The 22660-nt window shown below is 59.7% G+C and carries 25 protein-coding genes and 1 tRNA gene; 13 read left to right on the top strand and 13 right to left on the bottom strand.

Annotation, left to right across the window (positions count from 1 at the left end):
- Positions 1–153: 153 nt before the first annotated feature.
- Positions 154–1752 carry an ABC-F family ATP-binding cassette domain-containing protein gene (locus FHS06_RS12835; protein WP_167049868.1) on the top strand — a complete coding sequence of 533 codons (1599 nt, stop codon included), beginning with the start codon at positions 154–156 and terminating at the stop codon, positions 1750–1752.
- Here FHS06_RS12835 and FHS06_RS12830 read toward each other — a convergent pair whose 3' ends face one another.
- The 4 genes from FHS06_RS12830 to FHS06_RS14380 are packed head-to-tail and all read right to left on the bottom strand — an operon-like array spanning position 1753 to position 3654.
- Entirely contained in the window at positions 1753–2613 is an 861-nt protein-coding gene (locus tag FHS06_RS12830) for an SURF1 family cytochrome oxidase biogenesis protein (protein ID WP_167049866.1), read from the bottom strand.
- Positions 2610–2819 (bottom strand): hypothetical protein, encoded by a 210-nt coding sequence (locus FHS06_RS12825; RefSeq protein WP_167049864.1) that lies wholly within the window; start codon positions 2817–2819, stop codon positions 2610–2612. Before FHS06_RS12825 ends, FHS06_RS12830 begins: the two co-directional genes overlap by 4 nt.
- Positions 2816–3175 carry a DUF3099 domain-containing protein gene (locus tag FHS06_RS12820; protein WP_167049862.1) on the bottom strand — a complete coding sequence of 120 codons (360 nt, stop codon included), beginning with the start codon at positions 3173–3175 and terminating at the stop codon, positions 2816–2818. The genes FHS06_RS12825 and FHS06_RS12820 overlap by 4 nt, the downstream gene beginning before the upstream one ends.
- A gap of 38 nt (positions 3176–3213) precedes the next feature.
- A complete protein-coding gene (locus FHS06_RS14380; protein ID WP_167049860.1) occupies positions 3214–3654 on the bottom strand; it encodes a DUF4190 domain-containing protein in 441 nt (146 codons plus the stop codon).
- Between the two features lie 109 nt (positions 3655–3763).
- Here FHS06_RS14380 and fabG point away from each other — a divergent pair, with 109 nt between their 5' ends.
- Positions 3764–4474: a 3-oxoacyl-ACP reductase FabG gene (gene fabG, locus FHS06_RS12810; protein ID WP_167049858.1), complete on the top strand. Its 711-nt coding sequence runs from the start codon at positions 3764–3766 to the stop codon at positions 4472–4474.
- A 46-nt stretch (positions 4475–4520) separates the two neighbouring features.
- Here fabG and serB read toward each other — a convergent pair whose 3' ends face one another.
- Together serB and glgC are read right to left on the bottom strand one after the other, a co-directional pair.
- Positions 4521–5165 (bottom strand): phosphoserine phosphatase SerB, encoded by a 645-nt coding sequence (gene serB / locus FHS06_RS12805; protein ID WP_167049856.1) that lies wholly within the window; start codon positions 5163–5165, stop codon positions 4521–4523.
- A 74-nt stretch (positions 5166–5239) separates the two neighbouring features.
- Positions 5240–6484, bottom strand: coding sequence for a glucose-1-phosphate adenylyltransferase (gene glgC / locus FHS06_RS12800; RefSeq protein WP_167049854.1), 1245 nt, complete (start codon positions 6482–6484; stop codon positions 5240–5242).
- Between the two features lie 46 nt (positions 6485–6530).
- On the opposite strand from glgC, the gene glgA reads away from it, so the two are divergent.
- The 5 genes from glgA (at position 6531) to FHS06_RS14235 (ending at position 10398) form a co-directional block, all read left to right on the top strand.
- A complete protein-coding gene (gene glgA / locus FHS06_RS12795) occupies positions 6531–7724 on the top strand; it encodes a glycogen synthase (RefSeq protein ID WP_167049852.1) in 1194 nt (397 codons plus the stop codon).
- A gap of 9 nt (positions 7725–7733) precedes the next feature.
- Positions 7734–8519 (top strand): ABC transporter ATP-binding protein, encoded by a 786-nt coding sequence (locus FHS06_RS12790; protein ID WP_167049850.1) that lies wholly within the window; start codon positions 7734–7736, stop codon positions 8517–8519.
- Positions 8520–8634: 115 nt separating this feature from the next.
- Complete coding sequence (locus tag FHS06_RS12785) at positions 8635–8892, top strand: type B 50S ribosomal protein L31 (RefSeq protein WP_165138317.1); 258 nt, start codon at positions 8635–8637, stop codon at positions 8890–8892.
- A 140-nt stretch (positions 8893–9032) separates the two neighbouring features.
- Positions 9033–9629 carry a DUF222 domain-containing protein gene (locus FHS06_RS14240; RefSeq protein WP_167049848.1) on the top strand — a complete coding sequence of 199 codons (597 nt, stop codon included), beginning with the start codon at positions 9033–9035 and terminating at the stop codon, positions 9627–9629.
- A gap of 7 nt (positions 9630–9636) precedes the next feature.
- On the top strand, positions 9637–10398 hold the full coding sequence (locus FHS06_RS14235; RefSeq protein WP_167049846.1) for an HNH endonuclease signature motif containing protein: 762 nt from the start codon (positions 9637–9639) through the stop codon (positions 10396–10398).
- Positions 10399–10642: 244 nt separating this feature from the next.
- On the opposite strand, the gene FHS06_RS12770 is transcribed toward FHS06_RS14235, so the two are convergent.
- The gene (locus tag FHS06_RS12770; protein WP_243845445.1) at positions 10643–11371 is read right to left on the bottom strand and encodes an exonuclease domain-containing protein; all 729 of its coding nucleotides are present in this window, start codon (positions 11369–11371) and stop codon (positions 10643–10645) included.
- An 86-nt stretch (positions 11372–11457) separates the two neighbouring features.
- Here FHS06_RS12770 and FHS06_RS12765 point away from each other — a divergent pair, with 86 nt between their 5' ends.
- On the top strand, positions 11458–12339 hold the full coding sequence (locus tag FHS06_RS12765) for an alpha/beta fold hydrolase (protein WP_167049842.1): 882 nt from the start codon (positions 11458–11460) through the stop codon (positions 12337–12339).
- 3 nt (positions 12340–12342) lie between these two features.
- Here the strand turns inward: FHS06_RS12765 and FHS06_RS12760 are convergent, their stop codons facing one another.
- The 3 genes from FHS06_RS12760 to FHS06_RS12750 all read right to left on the bottom strand — a co-directional run bounded on the left by FHS06_RS12760 (position 12343) and on the right by FHS06_RS12750 (position 14367).
- Positions 12343–12816 carry an Lrp/AsnC family transcriptional regulator gene (locus FHS06_RS12760; protein ID WP_167049840.1) on the bottom strand — a complete coding sequence of 158 codons (474 nt, stop codon included), beginning with the start codon at positions 12814–12816 and terminating at the stop codon, positions 12343–12345.
- A 72-nt stretch (positions 12817–12888) separates the two neighbouring features.
- On the bottom strand, positions 12889–13491 hold the full coding sequence (locus FHS06_RS12755) for a histidine phosphatase family protein (protein ID WP_167049838.1): 603 nt from the start codon (positions 13489–13491) through the stop codon (positions 12889–12891).
- Positions 13492–13515: 24 nt separating this feature from the next.
- Positions 13516–14367, bottom strand: a complete 852-nt coding sequence (locus FHS06_RS12750; RefSeq protein WP_167049836.1) for a Sir2 family NAD-dependent protein deacetylase — start codon at positions 14365–14367, stop codon at positions 13516–13518.
- Positions 14368–14471: 104 nt separating this feature from the next.
- Between FHS06_RS12750 and FHS06_RS12745 the strand changes: the two genes are divergently transcribed.
- The gene (locus FHS06_RS12745; protein ID WP_167049834.1) at positions 14472–15296 is read left to right on the top strand and encodes a TrmH family RNA methyltransferase; all 825 of its coding nucleotides are present in this window, start codon (positions 14472–14474) and stop codon (positions 15294–15296) included.
- An 8-nt stretch (positions 15297–15304) separates the two neighbouring features.
- Here FHS06_RS12745 and FHS06_RS12740 read toward each other — a convergent pair whose 3' ends face one another.
- Positions 15305–16138 (bottom strand): SGNH/GDSL hydrolase family protein, encoded by an 834-nt coding sequence (locus FHS06_RS12740; RefSeq protein ID WP_167049832.1) that lies wholly within the window; start codon positions 16136–16138, stop codon positions 15305–15307.
- Positions 16139–16328: 190 nt separating this feature from the next.
- Here FHS06_RS12740 and FHS06_RS12735 point away from each other — a divergent pair, with 190 nt between their 5' ends.
- Entirely contained in the window at positions 16329–18134 is a 1806-nt protein-coding gene (locus FHS06_RS12735; protein WP_310734847.1) for a DEAD/DEAH box helicase, read from the top strand.
- Positions 18135–18215: 81 nt separating this feature from the next.
- Positions 18216–19307: a VIT1/CCC1 transporter family protein gene (locus FHS06_RS12730; protein ID WP_167049828.1), complete on the top strand. Its 1092-nt coding sequence runs from the start codon at positions 18216–18218 to the stop codon at positions 19305–19307.
- A 66-nt stretch (positions 19308–19373) separates the two neighbouring features.
- Here FHS06_RS12730 and FHS06_RS12725 read toward each other — a convergent pair.
- Positions 19374–19457, bottom strand: a tRNA-Leu gene (locus FHS06_RS12725).
- A 134-nt stretch (positions 19458–19591) separates the two neighbouring features.
- Between FHS06_RS12725 and FHS06_RS12720 the strand changes: the two genes are divergently transcribed.
- On the top strand, positions 19592–20914 hold the full coding sequence (locus FHS06_RS12720) for a M20/M25/M40 family metallo-hydrolase (RefSeq protein ID WP_167049826.1): 1323 nt from the start codon (positions 19592–19594) through the stop codon (positions 20912–20914).
- Between the two features lie 10 nt (positions 20915–20924).
- Positions 20925–21749 carry an undecaprenyl-diphosphate phosphatase gene (locus tag FHS06_RS12715; RefSeq protein WP_167049824.1) on the top strand — a complete coding sequence of 275 codons (825 nt, stop codon included), beginning with the start codon at positions 20925–20927 and terminating at the stop codon, positions 21747–21749.
- 41 nt (positions 21750–21790) lie between these two features.
- Here the strand turns inward: FHS06_RS12715 and FHS06_RS12710 are convergent, their stop codons facing one another.
- Positions 21791–22654, bottom strand: coding sequence for a PAC2 family protein (locus tag FHS06_RS12710; RefSeq protein ID WP_167049822.1), 864 nt, complete (start codon positions 22652–22654; stop codon positions 21791–21793).
- Between the last annotated feature and the right edge of the window lie 6 nt (positions 22655–22660).

Genomic DNA, 22660 nt, shown 5'->3' with positions numbered 1-22660 from the left:
TCATGCGGTGTGTCGGGCCAAACCGACGATAGACAGGAGATGACCTGACCTGGGAAGTGCGAGTGGAGCGTGCTCGCCGCTCTCTCCGATACACTAGAGGGCTGGCCATCGGTCATTTTTGTTCCCTGCCCCCAAAAGAAACGGACGATCACTGTGCTCGCGGTGCACGACCTAGAAATTCGCGTGGGCGCCCGCGTGCTGATGTCAGACGTCTCTTTTCGAGTGTCGGACGGCGACAAGATCGGACTCGTCGGACGAAACGGAGCGGGTAAGACCACTCTTACCAAAGTGCTTGCTGGCGACCTGCTCCCAGCCGATGGTGGCGTCGAACGTCGTGGGGAGCTGGGGTATCTGCCTCAAGACCCGCGTTCGGGAGACCCCGAGATGCTTGCACGCACTCGAATTCTCGACGCGCGAGGATTGGGAACAATCTCACTTGGGATGGTTGAGGCCTCGCTAGCGATGGCTGATGAAGACCCTGATGTCGCGGATCGCGCAATGCGGAGATACGGCAACCTGATGGAGCGCTTCGAATCTCTCGGTGGATACACTGCAGAGGCCGAGGCCGCATCGATCTCTCACAACCTCTCGCTGCCGGACCGCATTCTCGATCAGCCGCTGAAGACGCTCTCAGGCGGTCAGCGTCGTCGCATCGAACTTGCCCGCATCCTGTTCTCTGACGCACAGACGATGATTCTCGACGAGCCAACAAACCACCTCGACGCAGATTCAGTCGTGTGGCTTCGTGAGTTCCTGAAGGGGTACAAAGGCGGGCTAATCGTGATCAGTCACGATGTTGAACTCGTGGGGGAGACCGTCAACCGCGTTTTCTATCTCGACGCTAATCGCCAAAGCATCGACGTCTACAACATGAATTGGAAGAACTACCTTCGGCAGCGCGTGGCTGACGAAGAGCGGCGTAAGAAAGAGCGCGTCAACGTCGAGAAGAAAGCCACGGCTCTCCAGCTGCAGGCGGCAAAATTCGGCGCAAAGGCATCGAAGGCGGCTGCAGCACACCAGATGGTCGCGCGTGCGGAGAAGATGCTTTCTGGCCTCGACGATGTGCGTCAAGATGAGCGCGTCGCGAAGCTTCGCTTCCCGAAACCAGCTGCGTGCGGAAAGACTCCCCTCATGGCCTCGGGACTCTCCAAGTCTTATGGCTCGCTTGAGATCTTCACCGACGTGGATCTTGCAATTGACCGCGGGTCGAAAGTTGTTGTGCTCGGCCTCAATGGAGCGGGTAAGACGACTCTTTTGCGAATTCTCGCCGGCGTCGATGCACCTGATACCGGACAGCTCGAACCGGGCCATGGGTTGAAGATTGGTTACTACGCCCAGGAGCACGAAAATCTCGACGTTAATCGTTCCGTGCTCGAGAACATGATGTCCTCGGCGCCCAACATTACTGCGACAGAAGCCCGCAAGGTTCTCGGATCGTTCCTCTTCACGGGAGATGATGTGCTGAAGCCAGCAGGAGTTCTTTCCGGCGGTGAAAAGACACGTCTTTCGCTTGCAACGCTCGTGGTTTCATCGGCGAACATGTTGCTTCTCGACGAGCCAACGAACAACCTTGACCCCGCATCACGGGACGAGATCCTCGACGCGCTTGCACACTACGAAGGAGCTGTTGTTTTGGTCTCCCACGATGCAGGCGCTGTAGAAGCGTTGAACCCGGAACGGGTCCTAATCTTGCCCGATGGTGTCGAAGACATCTGGGGTCGCGACTACGTCGACCTGATCACGCTCGCGTAATCAGCGCGCGTGGTCGAGAAGCGCGTCTTCGTCTTGCATATCTCGGTCGCGGCTGCGTGCGAACAGCGGCCGCCGTTGGTGCTCGTCGCCGGGACTTTCGTCGTCTGATTCCTCGTCTTCGCGACGGTGCTTGCGTTCTGTTCGAATGATGTAGCCGATAAAGATAAAGCCCATCACCGCGAAAAGAATCCACTGCACAGCGTATGAAAGGTACGGCCCAGGGTCGTCTGATGGAGATTCAATAGTATTCGGTGATGTTGCTGGCGCGGGACTTTCCGATTCCATCAAGAGATATGCGCTGGTGTCGATAGTCGAGTCGACGATCCCATCGATGAGAGAAAGATTTATCGTCGGTACCTGTCCCTCAGGTGCCGAGCGTCCGGATGTCGGGAGCGCTTCACCATCGCGAATTCGTGCGGTGACAGTGACTTCTCCGGAGGGTGCTGCGGGGATGTCTTCGGGGAGCGCACCTTCTCCTGGCGGAATCCAGCCGCGATTGACGAGGAACACGCGTCCGCTCGTCAATTCAAAAGGCACCAGCACCTCAAATGCTGATGTGCCACCTCGCGCACGATTTCGCACGAGCAGCTGCTCATCCTCGATGTAGTGGCCTTGAAGAGTCACCGGATGCCACTCGTCGCTGGGAGAGAAGACATCCGGCTCAGGGATCAGTTCTTCGACCGGCACGGCTTCAGCGTCGTAGTTCAGCGCAACCAGGGCGAGCTCGGCGTTTCGATCCGAGTTTCGACTGAATTGCCAATGGGACAAATAGGCACAAACGATCGCGAAAACGATCGCGATAGCGATGTACCCCGCCCAACGCCATCTGGTTCGCGCGGACGGGCTAAGGGTGTTGCTCACGCCTTTTCCTCCGCAGAGCTCACGAGCGCTTGGGCCTCTACCGGAAATCCACGGCTCGAAAGATAGTCACGCAGAAAGAGCACATGCTCACCGCATGCCACCCAGGTCTTCCGACGCTCAGCATCGTGAATACGGGGGTTTCGCCAGTCGATCCGTGACGTAGCGGCTTCTCGGCATCCAGCGCGTGAACACGTGACATCGCTCATCGCGACGGATCCTCCGGATTCATCGGGGATTCAGTGATCGTGATGACGAGGGGGGTGTCATCTTGTGGAAGGACTTCCTGGTCCTCGGCCGCGATCTGTCGGTCGGGAACCTCTCGCTCGGGAACGTCTGATTCCTTCCCCACATTCGCGACGACAACCGCGACGTATGGCAAGAAAACTGCCCCGATAGCAAAGAGCCAGGTATACCAGCCATATGGCGTGATTGCTGCCATCAAAATGAAACAGATGACGCGAATCACCATCATCACGAGATACTTCGTGTTGCGTGCGTCTGAAGCCTCGCGCGGAGCGCGCGGCAACGAGGTAGCTGATTGAGGCTTCGGCGAGGTTTTCACGGTGCTATCAGCCTACGCCGATGCAACGTGCTGGGCTCTCAAGAGTAGTAGCCACCCGACGAAGATGCCGCGACGCCGAAGACAAAAAGGAAGAAGAGCAAGATCCCGACGATGGTCAAAACACCCAGCCCCACGCCAACCCACCCGATGATGGTTCCGGCAAGCGCGAAACCACGCCCGGACTCAGCGCTGGTTTTGAGCTGTTTCAGCGAAATATGCCCCATGATGACCGCGGCAACAGAACCTACGAATGGAAGGACCGTCAGTCCAACGAGCGATGACACAAAAGCAATGATTGCGAGCGAGTTCGTTGGTGCTTGCGGCGGGTATGCATAACCAGGACCTTGATACGGCGCCGGTGGCGAGTACTTATCCGGAGTGGGGGGAGTGGGCGGTGCGGGCGGAGTGGGAGGAGCTGGCGGTGCGGGTGAGTCGGAACTGTAGCCGGGCTGCCCACTGTTGGGCTCGTTAGTGCTCACGGTAGTTCCCTTTCGTTGTTTCTTTCAGATTCGCAGTGTGAGCACCAAGTGTCAAACCTCGGATCGATAGGCTGGTCAGACCCTTTTCTTTCTTTTCTCGGGAGTTGTTGTGTCTTCAGGTCGTGTTGTGGTTGTCACCGGCGGAAATCGTGGGATTGGCCGCGCGATCGCTGCGCGTTTCGTAGCCGAAGGTGCGAAGGTCGCTGTCACAGCACGGTCGGGTGAAGGGCCCGAAGGGACCCTCACAGTGCGGGCCGATGTCACCGATGCAGCCAGCATAAACATCGCATTTTCTGAGATCGAGCGAGAGCTAGGCCCGATTGAAGTCGTGGTTGCCAATGCTGGCATCACGAAAGACACTCTCCTTCTGCGCATGTCCGAGGACGACTTCGACTCCGTCGTTGCGACAAACCTCGGCGGCGCATTTCGCGTCGTGAAGAGGGCGTCGAAAGGCATGCTCAAAGCTCGCTGGGGACGCGTCATCCTCATCTCTAGCGTTGTTGGGTTGTACGGCTCTGCGGGGCAGATTAACTATGCGAGTTCGAAGAGTGGTCTTGTTGGCTTCGCAAGATCACTAACCCGTGAACTGGGGTCGCGCGGCATTACCGCGAACGTCGTCGCTCCAGGGTTTATCGAAACTGATATGACCGCTGCCCTCGCTGAAGAGACTCAGGCTGAATACAAGCGCAGCATCCCGGCTGGACGGTTCGCTACGGCCGATGAGGTAGCCGGTGTCGTCACGTGGCTGGCTTCTGATGACGCGGCATACATCTCAGGTGCTGTGATCCCCGTCGACGGTGGCCTCGGAATGGGCCACTGATTCGTGACGCCGCTGGTATCTCCTCGGGAGCCTCCGTCGGCTCATCTCAGGGGAGTAGAGGAATAACCTCGGCCAGATCGAGTCGACCGATCACGAGATCTGCCTGAGACTTGACGAGCGGCTTGGCGTTGAAGGCCAAGCCGAGCGCCGCGACCCCCATCATCCGCAGATCGTTTGAGCCGTCCCCGATGGCGAGAGTGCGCTGCTGGTCAACTCCGTATTCGCGTGCCCATTCGAGAAGCGTGTCTGCTTTCACCTGAGCGTCGACAATCTCCCCGCGCACCAATCCGGAGAGCATTCCGTCTGCGACGTCAAGCCGGTTGGCACGCCACACATCGACCCCGAGCTCCGGTGCAACGGTGTCGAGTATCTCGTGGAAGCCGCCAGAGACCACACCGACGATGCCGCCACGCTCGTGGACCGCCATCGTGAGATCTTTGACCCCTGGTGTCGGCTCAATGCGGGACAGCACGTTCGAAAAAGAAGTCGTCGGGACACCGCGAAGTGCTGAAACACGCGACCTAAGGCTGGTGGCGAAGTCGACCTCTCCTCGCATCGCTGCTTCAGTCGCAGCTGCAACCTCTGGCCCGCGCCCCGCCTCGTCCGCGAGCAGTTCAATGACTTCATTACGAATGAGGGTCGAGTCCGCGTCGAGTACAACGAGAAAACGGGCTTTGGTTCGGTTTGTCACCAGATCACGCTATCGAACCCGCCGCACGACCAATCACTTCAGCATGGAGATCATGCTCAGCAGGGCAGTGATTTTTACGCTTCGACGTAGACATTCTTTCCGACAACTGTGATTCCGGACTCTGTGACGGCAAAACCGCGGGCGAGGTCGCGTTCGCGGTCGACACCGACTGTCGCCCCGTCAGCGAGAACGACGTTCTTGTCCAAAATTGCGCGATGAATGCGGGCGCCTGCTCCGACGTGCACTCGGTCGAACACGACCGAATCTGTGACCGTCGCACCCGCTTCGGCGAGTGTCCAGGGACCAACCACGCTGCGTTCGAGATGGGTTCCAGAGAGCACAGATCCGAGCGAAACAATGGAATCGATCGTGTTGCCGATACGGCCTACCGAATCCCGTACGAACTTCGCGGGCGGCGAGTTGACGAGCTGGGAGTGGATAGGCCACTGCATGTTGTAGAGGTTGAAGATTGGCAGAGTCGAGATGAGGTCCATGTGGGCGTCGAAGAACGAATCGATGGTTCCCACGTCGCGCCAGTAGGAGCGATCGCGTTCGGTCGAGCCGGGAACATCGTTGCGTTTCATGTCATAGACGGCAGCTTCGCCTCGATTGACGAAGTAGGGCACGATGTCGCCGCCCATGTCGTGATTCGACGTCGGCATTTCACCGTCAGCTTCGACAGCTGCGATGAGGGCATCGGTGTTGAAGATGTAGTTGCCCATTGACGCAAGAATTTCGTGTGGGCTGTCGGGGAGCCCGGAAATCTCCTGTGGTTTCTCCAGAAACTGACGGATGCGAGTCGGGTCGCTTTCTTCGACGTCGATGACCCCGAACTGATTAGCCATCCCGATCGGCTGTCGGATTCCGGCGACAGTTGCTGACGCACCGGATTCGATGTGAGCGTCCAACATCTGCCGGAAGTCCATCCGATAGACGTGGTCTGCGCCGACCACGACGACAATGTCGGGCTTCTCATCGTTGATCAAATTGAGGCTTTGCAAAATCGCATCAGCCGAGCCGGAGAACCAGCGCTTGCCCAGACGTTGCTGAGCCGGAACGGATGTGACGTATGAGTCAAGCAGCGGCGACATCCGCCACGTCTGAGACACGTGGCGATCAAGGCTGTGTGACTTGTATTGGGTCAGCACAACGATCTGGCCGAGCCCTGAATTGATGAGATTGGATATCGCGAAGTCAATAAGGCGGTATTGACCTCCAAATGGCACAGCGGGCTTGGCACGATCGGCGGTGAGCGGCATCAGGCGCTTGCCTTCTCCGCCAGCGAGAATGATTCCGAAGACCTTGGGGGCAGCAGGCATGCGCCAAGACTATGCCCCCCACCGCGCGTGTACTAGCGTCCTTGACATGCGCGTCGATATCGTCTCCAAGGAATATCCACCCGAAATTTATGGTGGTGCCGGAGTGCACGTCACCGAACTTGTCAAAGCTCTCCGTGCGACGCTTGATGTCAGGGTGCGAGCCTTTGGCGCCGATCGCGACGAATCAGACACCACGTCGTACACGGTCCCGCAAGAATTGGCCGCTACGAATCCAGCGATACAGACGTTGGGTATCGATCTCGAAATCGTCTCCGACGTTGCGGGGGCCGATGTGGTTCACACCCACACCTGGTACGCGAACTTCGCCGGACACGTCGCATCGCTTCTTCATGGCATCCCTCACATCGTCACGGCACACAGCCTCGAGCCTTTGCGTCCGTGGAAGGCGGAGCAGCTGGGCGGCGGGTACGCCGTCTCTAGCTATATCGAGAAAACGGCATACGAGTCGGCAGCAGCTGTTGTGGCGGTGAGCGACGGAATGCGCCGCGATATTCTGCGCAGCTACCCGGATCTGGACCCGGAAAAGGTTCGCGTTATCTACAACGGTATTGATGTGGAGGCGTGGCATCCGGAGCATGACAATGACGTGCTGCGAGAGCTGGGCATCGATCCCGAGCGTCCTTCTGTTGTCTTCGTTGGACGAATCACGAGACAGAAGGGCCTCCCTTACCTCTTGCGTGCCGTCGAGCAGCTTCCGCCTGAAGTTCAGATAGTCCTCTGCGCGGGCGCGCCTGACACACCAGAGATTCTGGCTGAGGTGGAGGCCCTCGTTGCTGCGCTCCAAAGCACTCGAACTGGCGTTGTGTGGATTGATCGACACCTGCCACGTCGTGACCTCTGCGTAATTTTGACCTCCGCAACGACCTTTGTGTGCCCGTCGATTTATGAGCCGTTGGGCATTGTGAATCTTGAGGCAATGGCCTGTGGTGCGGCAGTGGTTGGTACTGCAACGGGTGGAATTCCCGAAGTTGTGCTCGATGGGATCACCGGCCGGATCGTTCCGATCGAACAGCTGCAAGATGGTACGGGAACTCCCGTGAACCCTGACGAATTCGTCGCAGATCTTGCACGCGCTCTGCAGGAAGTCGTCAGCGATCGTGATCAGGCGGCAGCGTACGGCGCGGCTGGTCGGAAGCGAGCCGCAGAAGACTTCAGTTGGGATTCGATTGCCGCTCAGACTGCGGCGTTGTACGCAGAGGTTACGGCGGCTGGCCGTTAAGGTTGAGGTATGACGCAGGTTCTCGATTTCTCTGACGTTGTCGTCCGCCGAAACGCCCGGGAGATCGTTTCCCACCTGGATTGGCAGGTCGCCGATGATCAGCGTTGGGTGATTCTTGGACCCAACGGTGCAGGCAAGACGACGCTGCTCCAGCTTGCGGACACGCTTGATCACCCGACGAGTGGTTCGGTGACGATCCTGGGTGAGCGGCTTGGACGCACCGACGTATTTGAACTACGGCCACGCATCGGCTTCGCTTCATCCGCGCTCGCGAAGCGAGTCCCGCCCAACGAGACAGTCCTCAACGTCGTTCTCACTGCGGCGTTCTCTGTCGTTGGCAGGTGGAACGAGTCTTACGAGAATGTCGATGAGCGGCGTGCACTGCGCGTGTTGGCGGAGTGGAAGCTCGACCACCTTGCTGATCGCACATTTGGCACACTCTCAGATGGAGAACAGAAGAGAGTCCAGATCGCGCGCGCTGTCATGACCGACCCTGAACTCCTGCTGCTCGATGAGCCGAGTGCAAGCCTTGACCTTGGTGCCCGAGAGGAGCTGTTGACCCTGCTAGGCGGGTACGCGCAAGCTCCCTCGACGCCGGCCATGATCATGGTGACCCATCACGTCGAAGAGATCCCGGTCGGGTTCACTCACGTCCTCTTGATGCGCGACGGGCGAATCATCGCTTCGGGCCCGCTCTCGGAGACGCTCACTTCTGAGGCATTGACCGAAACGTTCGGCATGAAGATTTCGCTGTCCAGCGAACACGGGCGCTATTCGGCTCGCGCCACGAGCTGACGCGTGCGTGTGGCAACGCTGCGCTGTTGCTGATAAGATCGATGTTTGGTGCGTTTGCACCGCAGACTTCCCTGGTTTTGAATCGCTCAGAACCGCACCATCACAAGGATCCGCTATGAAGACTGACCTCCACCCCGACTACCAGGCCGTCGTTTTCCGTGACCTCGGTTCGGGTGACACGTTCCTCACGCGTTCGACAGTGTCGAGTGACAAGAAGATCGAGCTCGACGGTGTTGAGTACCCGGTCATCGACGTTGAGATCTCATCCGCGTCTCACCCGTTCTACACGGGTAAGCAGCGCATCATGGACTCCGCCGGTCGCGTCGAGAAGTTCAACCAGCGCTTCAAGAACTTCGGTGGCTCCAGCAAGTAGTCACTCATATAGAAAAGGACCCCGCAATCGCGGGGTCCTTTTCTTATTTGCCGGAGGCCTCTCCGACCGGCCCTTCTGCATGCCCAGGTCTTGACACCTGATGTCGAAGCAATGTCTGAGGTTGGTGTCATGCTTTCGGTATGAGCATCGAACCTCTCAACGATCCTGCACCGGACGGCTATGGCCGCGCCGAGGCATCGGCATCGGCCTCGGTGTCGGTGACGGGTGTTGATCTGCAGGCTCTGAACGTGATGATCGATGGTCTTGCACATGCGCGGCGTGCGGTTGCGGCGTATCAGGCAGTTGAGGCCACGCTGATGGCGGCGACGGTTGATCTTGCCCTTGGCAGCTCCTCGTCCGGGACGGCGGAGTTGCAGATGCGGGAAGTGACAGCAGAAGTCGCGGCGGCGTTGCGTGTGAGCGAGCGGACAGTGCAAGCCCAGTTCAGTTCGGCGTTGACCCTCGTCGAAGATTCTCCCGCCACACACCGGGCGTTGCAGAGTGGTGAGATCAGCCGGTCGCACGCGAACGTGATCACGAGCGAGGACGCAAGGATCACCGATGCTGCGGTACGCGCACGGTACGAAGACGTCGTTCTGGAGCGAGCCCGCGTGGAAACCTCGGGGCGACTGCGCGGTATCGCGAAAGCGATTGCCGAGAAACTCACCCCGCAATCGTTGGCGGAGCGCCAGCGGGAAGCGTTGGGTGGGCGACGGGTGTCGGTGCCAGATTCTTGACGATGGGATGGCTGAGCTGTCCGCGATCGGTCCTGCTGTGCTCGTCCACGGCGTCTTCGACCGGTTGTGTCAGTTCGCCCGAACCGCACTCGATGCCGAGAAAGCCCTTGACGTCGAAAAGCCAGTCGGCGACGACGGTGACCGTGCACCTTTGCGGACGATGGATGAAGCCCGCACGGATGCGTTCTTCGACCTGCTCCTCACGGGCGACGCGTGCGTGCACGGTCAAGACGCGACTGAGGGTATCCGTGCGCACGTGCAAGTCACGGTTCCCGCGACAACACCTGCTGGGATTTCGGATGCTGCGGGTGATCTGTCCGGGTACGGGCCAGCGGATCCTGGCACCCTGCGCGACATTGCCGGCCGGACAGGCATCTGGGATCGGGTGTTGACGGATCCCGTGTCGGGCGGTGTGATCGGCGTCGACACGTATCGGCCAACCACTGAAATGTGTCGGTTTCTGCGGGTGAGGGATGAGCACTGCAGGTTTCCGGGATGCCGGATGGCACCGTGGCGGTCAGATATCGACCACACGATCGATGCGGCCTTGGGCGGTGCGACAGTGCACACGAACCTGGCGCACCTTTGTCGAAGACACCACGTGTTGAAACACCAGACCACATGGAGCGTGACCCAACTCGATTCGGGCAAGCTCAAATGGTTGAGCCCGACAGGGCGGGCCTACCTCGACACGCCCGCACCGATGCTCCGCTTCATCCCCGACCCGGACCTAGATCCCGACCCAGAGCCCGATCCGCCACCGTTTTAGGGTGCGGTTTCGCGGGGTGAATCTTTGGGTTTGTTAAGAAACTTCGCTACACGGCACGATCTACGCATGCTGCGTTATCTTTTCGTTATACAGTGATGTCAGGTCGTTGTTTGCTGTGGCGGCGACCAACATGTGATTGCAGGACACTCTTGGTGCATAAGGGGCAAAGGGCCGATCAGAACTCATTCTGACCGGCCCTTTCTTATGCAATCTCATCTCGACCTGCGTGAGAGGACTCCAAGGACTACCGGACGGGCCAGCGCCCATCGATCGGATCCGTAGCCGCAATGCGCCCGATCCTCACGAAGTACTCCGAGAGGCTTGCTGCTTGCTCAGCCGCCCATTCCGCTTGGCGCTCGTGTAGCTCGCTCGTGCTGCCCGGCAGTTCGTCCCGGTAGCGACGAGCTATCTCCTGCGCCACGCGGCCACCAGCGACTGCATCCGCTTCCGCATTATGCGCACCCGTCAACGAGATGTCGTAGTGCTCAGATACCGACTCGAGTGTCCGCTTGCCCCTCCGATATCGATCCAGTGCTTTATCGAGAACGAGCGGATCGACGACGGGAAATGGTAGCTGGAGTGGCGAAACCTGATGTCGCAGCGCTTCGTGGTTTAGCAGCGAGAAGTCGAAGGGGGCGTTATAGGCGACGACCGGTGTTCCCGCAGCGAAGAGCTCGGCGAGCGCTGCAACAATCTCATACACAACGTCGGCCGCCGGCTGACCATGGCGACGTGCGTGCTCTGTTGTGATCCCATGCACCGCTGTGGCGCCAGCTGGGATATCCACGCCGGGATCAGCCAGCCATGTTCGGGAGCTTGTTTGCCGCCCAGTCGTATCGATCACGCCTACGTGTGCTGAAACGATGCGATCACGTGCAACGTCGATACCGGTGGTCTCAAGATCGAAAACTCCGAGATTCGCAGCCCACGCTGGCAGGGGAGAGGATTCAGAGGTCTCTGGTTTGTCGAGCATGCAATTCACGGTAGGCGATGTGCGCTCGACCATCGCAGCGGGCGCGCCGGACCTCCGGTGGACATCGCGCTCATAGAATCGATCGTGTGAATGTCTTCGATCCGTATGCCGAACGCCTCGCGGCCATTCCTGTTGAGCGGCGTGAAGTCGTCATTCACGGAGCGACCACCGCATATTGGGTCTACGGCGCCGCAGACGCTGATAAGACCATCGTCTTCGTGCACGGTTTTCGGGGTGACCACCACGGACTGGAGCCAGTCATTGCGCACCTGGAGGGCTATCGCATCATCGCGCCGGACATCCCCGGTTTTGGTCAGAGTCCACCGCTCCCGGAAAAGAAGCATTCGCTGGCCACCTACGCCTCGTGGCTCGACAGTTTTGTATCGACCGAAGCACCCGGCGCCGTCATGCTCGGCCATTCGTTTGGCTCGATTGTTGTTGCGGCCGCGGTTGCCGACGGCCTCAGCACGCCGCGCGTGATCCTGGTCAACCCGATAGGTGCTCCCGCTCTTGAGGGGCCACGTGGCATTCTCACGCGTCTGGCGGTGTTTTATTACTGGGCGGGCGCAAGACTCCCGCGCAACGTGGGGGAGTTGCTGCTTCGCAATGGGATCGTTGTGCGAGTCATGAGCGTATCCATGGCGAAGACGCGCGACCCTGAGCTTCGCCGCTTTATTCACGACCAACATGATCGTTACTTTTCAGGATTTTTTGATCGAGACGTGCTCCACGAAGCATTCATCGCTTCGGTTTCTCACGACGTCAGTGAGTTCGCGGGAAAAATCGATCAACCCGTGTTGCTGATTGCGGCCGACCGCGACGACATCACGCCGATTGAGGCAGAACGCAGGCTCCAAAGGCTCTTTGCCGACGCAGAACTGGTTGAGATCGAGGGTGTCGGTCACCTCATCCACTACGAGACACCCGCACCGGCCGCTGACGCTATCCGTCGCTATCTCGCTTCCTAAGATCTACTCGTCAGCTCGAGCCATCTCGATAAGAGGCGAAAGCCGATAGTCGATCACTTCTCCCATTGCCAGCGACGTCTCTGTGCGATCGACACCTTCGATCGAGAGGATGCGTGCGTCCGTGTCAAAGAGGTGTTGTGTGTCTCGGCACGCTACTCGTACGAGCAGATCAACCTGTCCGCTGAGGCCGTGGGCCTGAAGGACCTCGGGAATGCGGGCGAGCTCTGCCGTGATCGAGGGGAGTGCTGCTTGTCGCAGGATGACGTTGATGAACGCCTCAATGGGAAACCCGAGCGCGCGCGACGATATCGAACGCTCGTACGACAAAAAAACCCCCGCCTTGTCGAGGCGTGCCATCCTCGCCTGTACAGTATTTCGCGACATGCCGAGTCGATCAGAAAGTGCCACGACGGTCGCCCGTGGATCGCAGGATAGTGCAGCGAGCAGTTCGAGGTCGACGTGGTCGAGCGGTGCCATGCTGCGAGACCTTAGCACGCGGTGGATCCCCGCAGCGGCGGCAAAGAGACGGACGCGAAACGTAACAACTGGTTATGCGAAAACAAGGTCGTCTGCCAGGAAACGAAGGCGGTCACGTTCCACGAGAAAGTGCCACTGCGAACCATTCGCCAGGCGCGACCCGTCAGGCGGCAGTAAACCCCCAGTGGCGTGACGTATAACCTCTCGAATGAGGGCTCCGTGCGAGACGATGATGACTGGAATCGCCGCAGGAGATGACTCTGCACGGCTGTGCTCTACGACTTCGAGTAGTCCGCGCACTGCGCGCTCTCGTAGGTCGTCTCGGTTCTCGGAGCCAGGAACATCCGCACTGTGCCACGGGCCCCAGCGTTCAGCAAATTCGGCAGCAGTGAGGCCCTCGCCCTCGCCGTAAGCGCGTTCCCGGAGGCCGGGGTACTGACGTGGGCCCTCGAGGCCGAGCTCCGAGCCGATGATTTCCGCTGTCTCTCGCGCGCGCGACAGATCGCTTGAGGCGAGAAACACCGGGCCCTCGCCCAGCGCCCCGCGAAGAGCGACAGCTGCCTGAAGTGCCTGTGCGCGTCCGGTGTCATTGAGAGGAATATCCGTTGTTCCCTGAACGCGAAGCGCTCGGTTCCATTCGGTTTCGCCGTGCCGCACGAGAGTCACATATGTCACTCAATGAGCTTACGGCCTCTGTCCTCAGTGAGACGCCGGGAGAGCGACTGCGAGCGCTTGTAGAACATCACTGGCGCCGCCATCGATTTTGACGGTCGCTCTCGAGTCTGCGCGCGTTTCGCCTCGATTGATGATGACGATTGGCAACTTCCGTCGGCGTGCTCGCTCGACAAGACGAATGCCCGAATTTACCACTAGCGATGATCCAGCAACAATCAGCGCTTCGCTTGTCGCGACGAGCTGCTCGGCCTCTCGGAACTTTTCTGCGGGAATGAACTCACCGAAAAACACGACATCGGGTTTAAGCATGCCTCGGCAGATAGTGCACACGGGTATGACGAAGCCTTCCACCGTTTCTGGGAGAACGTCGCCGTCCGGGCCAAGCGGAATGTCGGCGTCCAGGTGAAGCGATGGATTCTCTTGCTCGACCCGCACAGCGACGTCACGTCGATCGAAGACTTGACCGCACCGGGTGCAAAAAACACGCCGCATGGTGCCGTGTAACTCAACGACACGTCTGCTCCCAGCTCGCACATGGAGGCCGTCAACATTTTGCGTAACAACGCCGGTCGCGATGCCCTGCGTCTCAAGTTCGGCAATGGCGCGGTGCCCACTATTTGGCTGCGCTGACGAAAATGAGCGCCAACCCAGATGGCTGCCGACCCAGTATCGGCGGCGCGCATCCTCACTGGAAAAAAACTGATCCACAGACATGGGCGTGCGAGTCGGAGCGCCTTTCCCGCGGTAATCAGGGATTCCTGAGTCCGTGGAGACGCCAGCGCCGGTAACTATCGCGACTTTTCGGCCCGCGAGGGCGTCTATGGCACGACCAACGAGAGCGGTCGTTTCAGTATCAAATCCGGACAGGACGGTCACGGCGCTCACCTCCTCCGTCACTTCGACTCTACGCTGGACGAGTTGCCGTGATGTTACGAGGCGCCGTGCATCCCGCGATCGACCGTCGAAAAGAAGGCACTTTAATGCAGGTAGAACACGTCTCCGACGGCAGCGATCCCAGGCTGGCGGACTACCGCGACCTCACTGATGTGGTGCTGCGGCGCGTGCTTGAGCCAGAGGGCGGTTTGTACATCGCAGAGTCTGCAAAAGTAATCGCCCGCGCGCTTCGTGCCGGGCACACGCCGCGATCGGTTCTCGTGCAGGAGAAGTGGCTGCCTGACATCGAAACGCTCCTGCCCGACGAAACAACGGTCTACGTGGTAGAGCCAGAGGTCGCAGAAGACTTGACTGGATACGCGGTGCATCGTGGCGCGTTGGCGTCGATGCACCGCCCAGTCATCGACTCGGTGGCCGATGTGGTGAGAGGCGCACGTTTGGTTGTCGTACTTGATGACATCGTCGACCACACAAACGTTGGGGCCGCGTTCCGGGCCGCTGCTGGTCTCGGAGCAGACGCTGTGCTGATCAGTCCTCGGTGCGCTGATCCGCTTTATCGGCGAAGTGTCCGTGTGAGCATGGGCACTGTTTTCCAAGTGCCATGGACGCGGCTGCCGGAGTGGCCAATTGCAGCATCAGAGCTTCATGACGCTGGTTTCCACATCGCGGCTCTCGCTCTCAGCGAGAGAGCTGTCGGACTTGAGGAGTTCGCGCTATCGCCACCACCCGCCGTCGCTGTGGTGCTGGGCTCCGAGGGCGACGGATTAAGTCGACACGCTTTGGCTGCGGCCGACACAATCGTGACGATTCCGATGTTCGGGGGAGTCGATTCGCTCAACGTCGCTGCCGCGAGTGCGGTGGCCTTGTGGGCGCTGAGACCTGCGTTTCGGACTGCAGTGCGCGGCGATTAACCATCGCTTTACGGGCTAGGCGGGATGTTGAACGGCGACGCATCCGGCCGCTTAGCCGTCACAGTGTCACCCGAGGATTGATGCCTGAGTCGACGCAACACCCACGGTACGAGGTGCGTGCGCGCCCACACCAGGTCGTTTGAGCGAGCTGTACGCCAGGTTCGCGTGGGGTAGGGGTCAGGCTGCATCGGTCTCAGATCGTTCGGAACCGCAAGCGCCCGCAAGACCATGCGCGCAACTTCGTGGTGCCCAAGTGCGTTGAGATGTAGGCGATCGTCCGCAAAGAATCGTGGATCTTGAATCTCTTTCAACGCCCACTGATCGGCGACCACACAGTCATATTTTTCGGCGATGGCGCGGACGTTTTCGTTGTAGATCGCCACTTTTCCGCGAAATGCTCGCAATACGGGAGTAAACGCGGTATCGATGCCCGTGAACACGACGACCGTGGCACCGGACGACGTCAAGCGGACTATCGCGTCTTCGAACTGCGCGGCGATGTCGTCGGGGTCCGTTCCTGGACGGATCACGTCGTTGCCGCCCGCGCAGAATGTGACGAGGTCCGGCTTCAATGCAACTGCCGGCTCGACCTGGTTGGCGATGATCTGCGCGATGAGTTTGCCGCGGACTGCAAGATTCGCGTATGCGAAGTCGGGCACCTGAGAGCCAAGCACCTCTGCGACACGATCGGCCCAACCGCGGTGACTTCCTGGGGACCCAGCAATGGGATCGCCTATCCCTTCGGTGAATGAATCACCGAGTGCGACGTATCGACGCCATGGGTGAGCACCCTGGTTCTCTGGCACGGGCACAGACTGGGGTGTATCCGATTCGCTCGACATGGTGCCTCCTCAACTTCAGAAACCCGCCGTTGCGAGTGTCGATCTTGTCGACAGCCTAAGGCGATGTCGGTTGTGTCGCCTATCGTTGATGGTTGCGCTCTAGTTCTGGAGAGGAAGTGCGGTGGACGACGAATCTCTCGCCAGCGATACCCTCAGCGCGGCGAATTCTGCGGCATCCGATTCCGATCACATCGGGAGCTTCGCGGCGGAGCACCTGTCACCGTCGTACCCGCAGCGCGCCCCGTGGGGTACAGCGCAGCGCCTTCGCGCCTGGCAGGCAGAGGCCCTTGATGAGTATTTCGCGCTCGACGGACCGGATGGCGTCGGCAAAGGGCCGCGCGATTTTCTTGCGGCTGCCACACCCGGCGCCGGAAAAACGACCTTCGCACTCCGACTAGCGACCGAACTTCTCAGACGTGGTGTCGTCGATCGGCTCGTGGTTGTGGCTCCAACGGAGCACCTCAAGACGCAGTGGGCTGACGCCGCGGCTCGGGTGTCTCTTCGCCTAGACCCTAACTTCAGCAACCGGCATTCGATGCCCTCACGCCAGTACCACGGTGTTGCCGTGACCTACGCGCAAGTGGCGACGAAGGCTGCTGTTCACCAAGCGTTGATTCTCAACGCGCGCACCCTTGTGATCCTCGACGAGGTTCATCATGGGGGAGACGCGCTCAGCTGGGGCGACGCGCTGCGTGAAGCCTATGCAAGAGCAACACGCCGTCTCCTTCTTTCGGGTACGCCATTTCGCAGTGATACCGCGCCGATTCCTTTTGTTGAGTACCACCCTGATGCACACGGCATCCGGGTTTCCCGCACGGATTATGCGTACGGGTATCGCCGCGCCCTCGAAGACGGAGTGGTGCGACCCGTCATGTTTCTTGTCTATGCCGGAAAAATGCGGTGGCGAACAAAAACAGGCGACGAGATGGAAGCTCATCTTGGCCAAGACAACACGAAAGATATTACGTCGCAGGCCTGGCGCACAGCTCTGGACCCCGACGGTGATTGGATTCCAGCGGTTCTTCGAAGCGCTGATAGGCGCCTGACTGAGGTTCGTGAGCAGATTCCGGACGCAGGTGGCCTCATCATTGCGACCGATCAGACAGCGGCGCGAGCCTACGCAGCCATTCTGGAGAAGCTGACCGGCGAGGCGCCAACAGTGGTGCTCTCGGACGAAGCTGAAGCGTCGAGTCGTATCGAGACGTTCTCAGCCTCTAATGCACGATGGATGGTGGCTGTCCGCATGGTGTCGGAGGGAGTGGACGTGCCGCGGCTCGCCGTTGGTGTGTACGCGACGAGCGCGTCGACTCCGCTCTATTTTGCGCAAGCGATCGGCCGCTTCGTGCGCGCACGGCGCCGGGGCGAAACTGCGAGCGTATTTTTGCCGAACGTCCCGATCCTTCTGGCGCTTGCAGGCGAAATGGAGCGTCAGCGAGACCACGCACTCGATCGCGACGGCGATGGCGATGAAGAGTGGGGGCTCGACGAGGACGCCATGAACATGGCGGAGCGAGAAGATTCGGCCTCCGACGCGCTTACCCAAGAGTTCGCCTATCAAGCCCTCGGCTCTCTCGCGCACTTTGACCGCGTCATGTTTGATGGCAAGGAGTTCGGCCAGCTCGCTGTTCCGGGCACGCCCGAAGAAGAAGAGTTTTTGGGCCTACCGGGCCTTCTTGAACCTGAGCACGTCCACGAACTCCTCATGCAGCGGCAGGCCCGCCAAGGTAAGCATCGGAGTGAGCGCGAGGCGCTCGAGTCGGAATCAGATCAGCCGAAGGACGAATCCTCGCTTCCCGAGCCGCTCCATCGCACGCTGAAAGAACAACGCCAATTGCTGAACAGTCTTGTGGGGCTTTACGCACGTCAAAGCGGTGAACCACACGGTGCTGTCCACGCCGAGCTGCGTCGCGTATGCGGAGGCCCCGCCGTGTCACACGCGACAGTCGCCCAGCTCCAAGCGCGCATCGAACTCCTGCGCTCGCGTGTTCGTTCATAGCGCTGCAGTTCGGTAGACCGAACTGCAGCGGAGTTCCCGCCTGATTACTCTCGAAAGCTGGAGTCGTCTAGGAGGACAGTTGTGAATGATGCATCGCTACGCGTGTCGAAAGCGCGCGATCGGCGTAGATGGGCGAAGTACCTCGTTAACGAGCGCGCCGAAGCAGCTGTGTACTCGGGACTCGCGCGTCGCCGAGAGGGCGAGGAGCGGGACATCCTGCTGGCCCTCGCTGCCGCAGAAGGGCGTCACGAGGCGCACTGGGTGGAGCTGCTGGGCGGCGAGCCAAGAAAACTGCCGCGAGCTTCGATGTCGACCCGGCTTCTGGGATGGGCAGCTGCACGATTCGGATCGATCTTCGTTCTAGCGTTGGCGCAAAACGCGGAAGCGCGGTCGCCATACGACGATGATCCGCACGCCACTGCAGAGATGAGCGCTGACGAAAAAGTGCACCACGAGGTTGTCAGGGGACTCGCAGCAAAGGGGCGCAGGAGGCTTTCGGGCACATTCCGCGCGTCAGTGTTTGGTGCGAATGATGGTCTCGTATCCAATCTCGCGCTTGTCATGGGCATCGGGGCCACCGGTGTCGCACCACAGTTTGTGCTTTTCAGCGGCATCGCTGGGCTTCTGGCTGGCGCGCTATCGATGGGCGCGGGTGAGTTCGTTTCGGTACGTTCGCAACGAGAGCTGCTCGAGTCAACCGAGCCCAACAACGACGTCGACGCTGTATTACCAGACCTGAATTTGGATGCCAATGAACTAGCGCTGGTGTATCGCACACGCGGAATGAGCGAAGAAGAGTCGTTGTCACGTGCGAACGCTGAACTAGAAAAGGCGCGGAGTGCCGACAGCTCGGTGCCCTATCGGCGCCCGACAGAGCGCGTTGATAGTCATGACGTAGTCGGGAGCGCTTTTGGCGCCGCGACCTCAAGCTTTCTCTTCTTCGCCTCCGGCGCGATTATCCCCGTGGTGCCATGGATTTTCGGTGCCGAAGGACTTCTCGCTGTTGTCGTGGCGCTTTTGCTCGTCGGAATTGCGCTCATGGCAACCGGCGCGGCCGTTGGGCTTCTTTCGGGCGCACCGCCGCTCGCGCGCGCACTGCGACAGTTGGCGATCGGTTTTGGAGCAGCAGCGATTACCTACGTTCTCGGATTGCTCTTTGGAGTTTCGGCGTAGTAATAATCATGCAAAACAAAAAAGGCCCTCGATCTGAAACTTCAGATCGAGGGCCTTTCCACAATGTGCGCGAGGGGGGACTTGAACCCCCACGCCCGTTAGGGCACTAGCACCTCAAGCTAGCGCGTCTACCTATTCCGCCACCCGCGCATTGTTTTTTTGGTTTCGCAACCGAGGAACAACGCTATCACGAACCTGAGCGACTCGAGAACGCCAGCCGCGGTTGAATGAGGACCGTCGGTGCTGTGCGTAGGACCCCAGTCTCAGCGGGTAGCGTTGATGCCATGTCCAACCCCGCGGCATTCGTCCCTGAGCCAGAGTCCAATCTTCCTGAAGTCGCTCGCGTTGCGCGGGACCTCATTAGGTTCGACACCACAAACTTCGGTGGGGGTCGCGCGAACGGCGAGCGTGAGGCCGCCGAATACGTGACGCAATATCTCGAATCGCTGGGTCTTGAAGTCAACGTGTTCGAGCCGATTCACCGGCGAACGAACGTTCACGCGCGTATCCGAGGTAGGAACCCCTCAAAGCCCGCTCTGGTGCTGCACGGACACCTCGATGTTGTGCCTGCCATCGCAGAGGACTGGAGCGTCGATCCATTCGCGGGAGAGATTCGCGATGGCATGCTGTGGGGCCGCGGTGCGGTGGACATGAAGGATATGGATGCCATGATCCTGACTTCTGTCGGAGAAATTTTGCGATCTGGGGATCAACCAGAGCGCGACATCATCGTTACGTTCTTCGCTGATGAAGAAAATGGTGGAGTCGAAGGATCAGGCCTCGTCGTTGCCCAACACCCGGAGTGGTTCGAAGGCGCAACCGAAGCCATCAGCGAAGTTGGCGGTTATTCGATTGCTGCTGGCGATCGCCGCGCTTACCTTCTGCAGGTCGGCGAAAAGGCGCTCATGTGGATTCGTCTTGTTGCGAAAGGGCGAGCGGGCCATGGAAGCCGGTTGCACCCCGAGAACGCTCTCACCCGCCTCTCGGAGGCCGTCGTAGCATTGGGGAGGACTGAGTGGCCGATCCGCCTCACGGAGACGACAACCCAGCTCCTTGATGGGCTTTCAAGTCTTACCGGCATTCCCACTGACGATCCGGATGTTCTCGCGCTTGGTGCGGGTCCTGCAGCTCCGTTTCTTCGGTCGACACTCCGAACCACAACTAACCCGACCGGGCTTACTGCGGGATACAAGCACAACGTCATCCCCGATCGCGCTGAAGCCCTCATCGACGTCCGAGTGCTTCCAGGTACGGAGAACGCGGCCCTTGCCGACATAAGGCGGATCATCGGCCCCGACATCGAGATCGAGATAGTGCACCAGGACATCGGACTCGAAGTGCCGTTCGCTGGAGAAATCGTCGAAGCGATGGTCGCGTCGCTTGAGCGTCACGATCCTGATGTACCTGTCATCCCGTACCTGATGGGCGGCGGAACTGACAACAAGGCCTTGTCGGCTCTCGGAATCGCTGGTTATGGGTTCGCGCCGCTGCGGCTGCCTGCCGACCTCGACTTCACAGGCATGTTTCATGGTGTTGACGAGCGGGTGCCTATTGATGCGCTAGTTTTCGGTCAGCGCGTATTGACTGATCTTCTTCGGACTTACTGAAAGGCCCGATATGCATTTTCTCGAGGCGATGTTCTTGGGGCTGGTTCAGGGCTTGACAGAGTTCCTTCCGGTGTCGTCGAGCGCACACCTGAGGATAGTGGGCACGTTCCTTCCGAATGCTCAAGATCCCGGTGCTGCGTTCACCGCGATCACGCAAATCGGTACCGAAACCGCCGTGGTGATTTTCTTCTGGCGTGACATCGTTCGAATAATTTCGCATTGGTTCAAGTCGCTGGTTGGTCGAGTGCCGCGGCACGACCCTGACGCGCGAATGGGCTGGCTCATCATCATCGGGTCGATCCCGATTGTGGTTCTCGGGCTTGGATTTCAAGACCAGATTGAAACCGTCTTTCGATCGCTCTGGTTGGTAGCGGCCATGCTGATTCTGTTTGGCGTATTGCTTGGGATCGCCGACCATGTGGGTGCGAAAAAGCGCAAGCTCGCCGATATCACCGTGCCGCACGGCCTGATCTATGGCGGCGCACAAGCGCTCGCATTGATTCCGGGCGTATCTCGCTCGGGAGGCACAATTACTGCCGGGCTGTTTATGGGCTACGAGCGTGCGGCCGCAGCGAGATACGCCTTTCTCCTCGCGATTCCTGCGGTATTCGGTAGCGGTTTCTACCAGCTCTTCAAGAGCTGGGATGAGCCGGGCGTCTACTCGCTTCCGGAAACACTTGTCGCGACGGTTATCGCGTTCGTTGTCGCTCTCGGCGTGATTGCGTTCTTCATGAGCTACATATCCAAGCGCAGCTTCTTGCCGTTCGTGATTTACCGGGTGGCTCTCGGATCAACTCTGCTGGTATTGCTGAGCCTCGGCGTCATCCAGGCCTAAGAGCTATGCGGTGGGCGCATGCCCAGCTCACCGCGGCTTGATCAGCGGCGGGGATCGTCACGCCCGGGCTTGCCGGGACCTTCACCGCGTCGACGCAGATACTGCTCGAATTCTTTCGCGATCGCATCACCAGATGCATCGGGGGAGTCCCAGGTATCGCGAGTCTGCTCGAGGCCGCGGATGTACTCCGTCATTTCTTCGTCGTCTGCCGCCGCGGCGTCAATGGACGCTTCCCATGCAGCCGCCTCTGTCGGAAGCGTTCCACGGGGAATCTGGACGCCAGTGAGATCTTCAAGCCGGTCGAGCAACGCGAGAGTGGCTTTGGGCGACGGGGTATGTCCCGCCACGTAGTGGGGAACACTCGCCCACAAACTTGCCGTGGGGATACCAACTTTTTCGACCGCTTCGCTCAGCACACTGAGAATCCCGACCGGCCCCTCGTAGCTGCTGCGTTCGAGCGATAGCTCAGTGCGGAGTCGCTCGTTCTCACTGCCAGAAAAAATCGTGATGGGTCGGGTGTGGGGAACGTCCGACATCATCGATCCGAGCGATACAACGCCGGTGATGTCCTCGCGCAACGCGACGTCGGTGAGTTCCGCGGCGAACGCTTGCCACGAGCGCGCTGGTTCAACGCCGGTGAGGAGCCAAAGTTGAGTGCCACGACCTGGATTCCTAGGCCGCAGGAGAGTCGTCTCGGGCCAGTGCAGGCTGCGGCCGCCGTCGGCATCGGTGTGGATGTGCGGGCGGGTGTATTGATAGTCGAAATAGAGTTCGGGGTCGACAGAGAAGACTGGCTCGTAAGCATCATCCTTCTGCAGGAGGCTCATGGCAGCAGAAGCTGCCTCACCAGCGTCATTCCATCCATCAAATGCTGTGACCAGCACACGATGACCAAGTCCGTCCACGCGACC

This window comes from Microbacterium halimionae (assembly GCF_011761265.1).
Taxonomy (GTDB): domain Bacteria; phylum Actinomycetota; class Actinomycetes; order Actinomycetales; family Microbacteriaceae; genus Microbacterium; species Microbacterium halimionae.
Note: the sequence above shows the minus strand (reverse complement) of the source record. Positions and strands in the feature narration are given on the sequence as shown.

Coding starts and splice junctions, on each gene's coding strand:
- FHS06_RS12825 (WP_167049864.1), bottom strand. CDS start 2,819: ATGAGCGATGTCACGTGTTCACGCGCTGGATGCCGAGAAGCCGCTACG.
- glgC (WP_167049854.1), bottom strand. CDS start 6,484: ATGCCTGCTGCCCCCAAGGTCTTCGGAATCATTCTCGCTGGCGGAGAA.
- glgA (WP_167049852.1), top strand. CDS start 6,531: ATGCGCGTCGATATCGTCTCCAAGGAATATCCACCCGAAATTTATGGT.
- FHS06_RS12790 (WP_167049850.1), top strand. CDS start 7,734: ATGACGCAGGTTCTCGATTTCTCTGACGTTGTCGTCCGCCGAAACGCC.
- FHS06_RS12785 (WP_165138317.1), top strand. CDS start 8,635: ATGAAGACTGACCTCCACCCCGACTACCAGGCCGTCGTTTTCCGTGAC.
- FHS06_RS14240 (WP_167049848.1), top strand. CDS start 9,033: ATGAGCATCGAACCTCTCAACGATCCTGCACCGGACGGCTATGGCCGC.
- FHS06_RS14235 (WP_167049846.1), top strand. CDS start 9,637: ATGGCTGAGCTGTCCGCGATCGGTCCTGCTGTGCTCGTCCACGGCGTC.
- FHS06_RS12770 (WP_243845445.1), bottom strand. CDS start 11,371: ATGCTCGACAAACCAGAGACCTCTGAATCCTCTCCCCTGCCAGCGTGG.
- FHS06_RS12760 (WP_167049840.1), bottom strand. CDS start 12,816: ATGGCACCGCTCGACCACGTCGACCTCGAACTGCTCGCTGCACTATCC.
- FHS06_RS12745 (WP_167049834.1), top strand. CDS start 14,472: ATGCAGGTAGAACACGTCTCCGACGGCAGCGATCCCAGGCTGGCGGAC.
- FHS06_RS12740 (WP_167049832.1), bottom strand. CDS start 16,138: ATGTCGAGCGAATCGGATACACCCCAGTCTGTGCCCGTGCCAGAGAAC.
- FHS06_RS12720 (WP_167049826.1), top strand. CDS start 19,592: ATGTCCAACCCCGCGGCATTCGTCCCTGAGCCAGAGTCCAATCTTCCT.
- FHS06_RS12715 (WP_167049824.1), top strand. CDS start 20,925: ATGCATTTTCTCGAGGCGATGTTCTTGGGGCTGGTTCAGGGCTTGACA.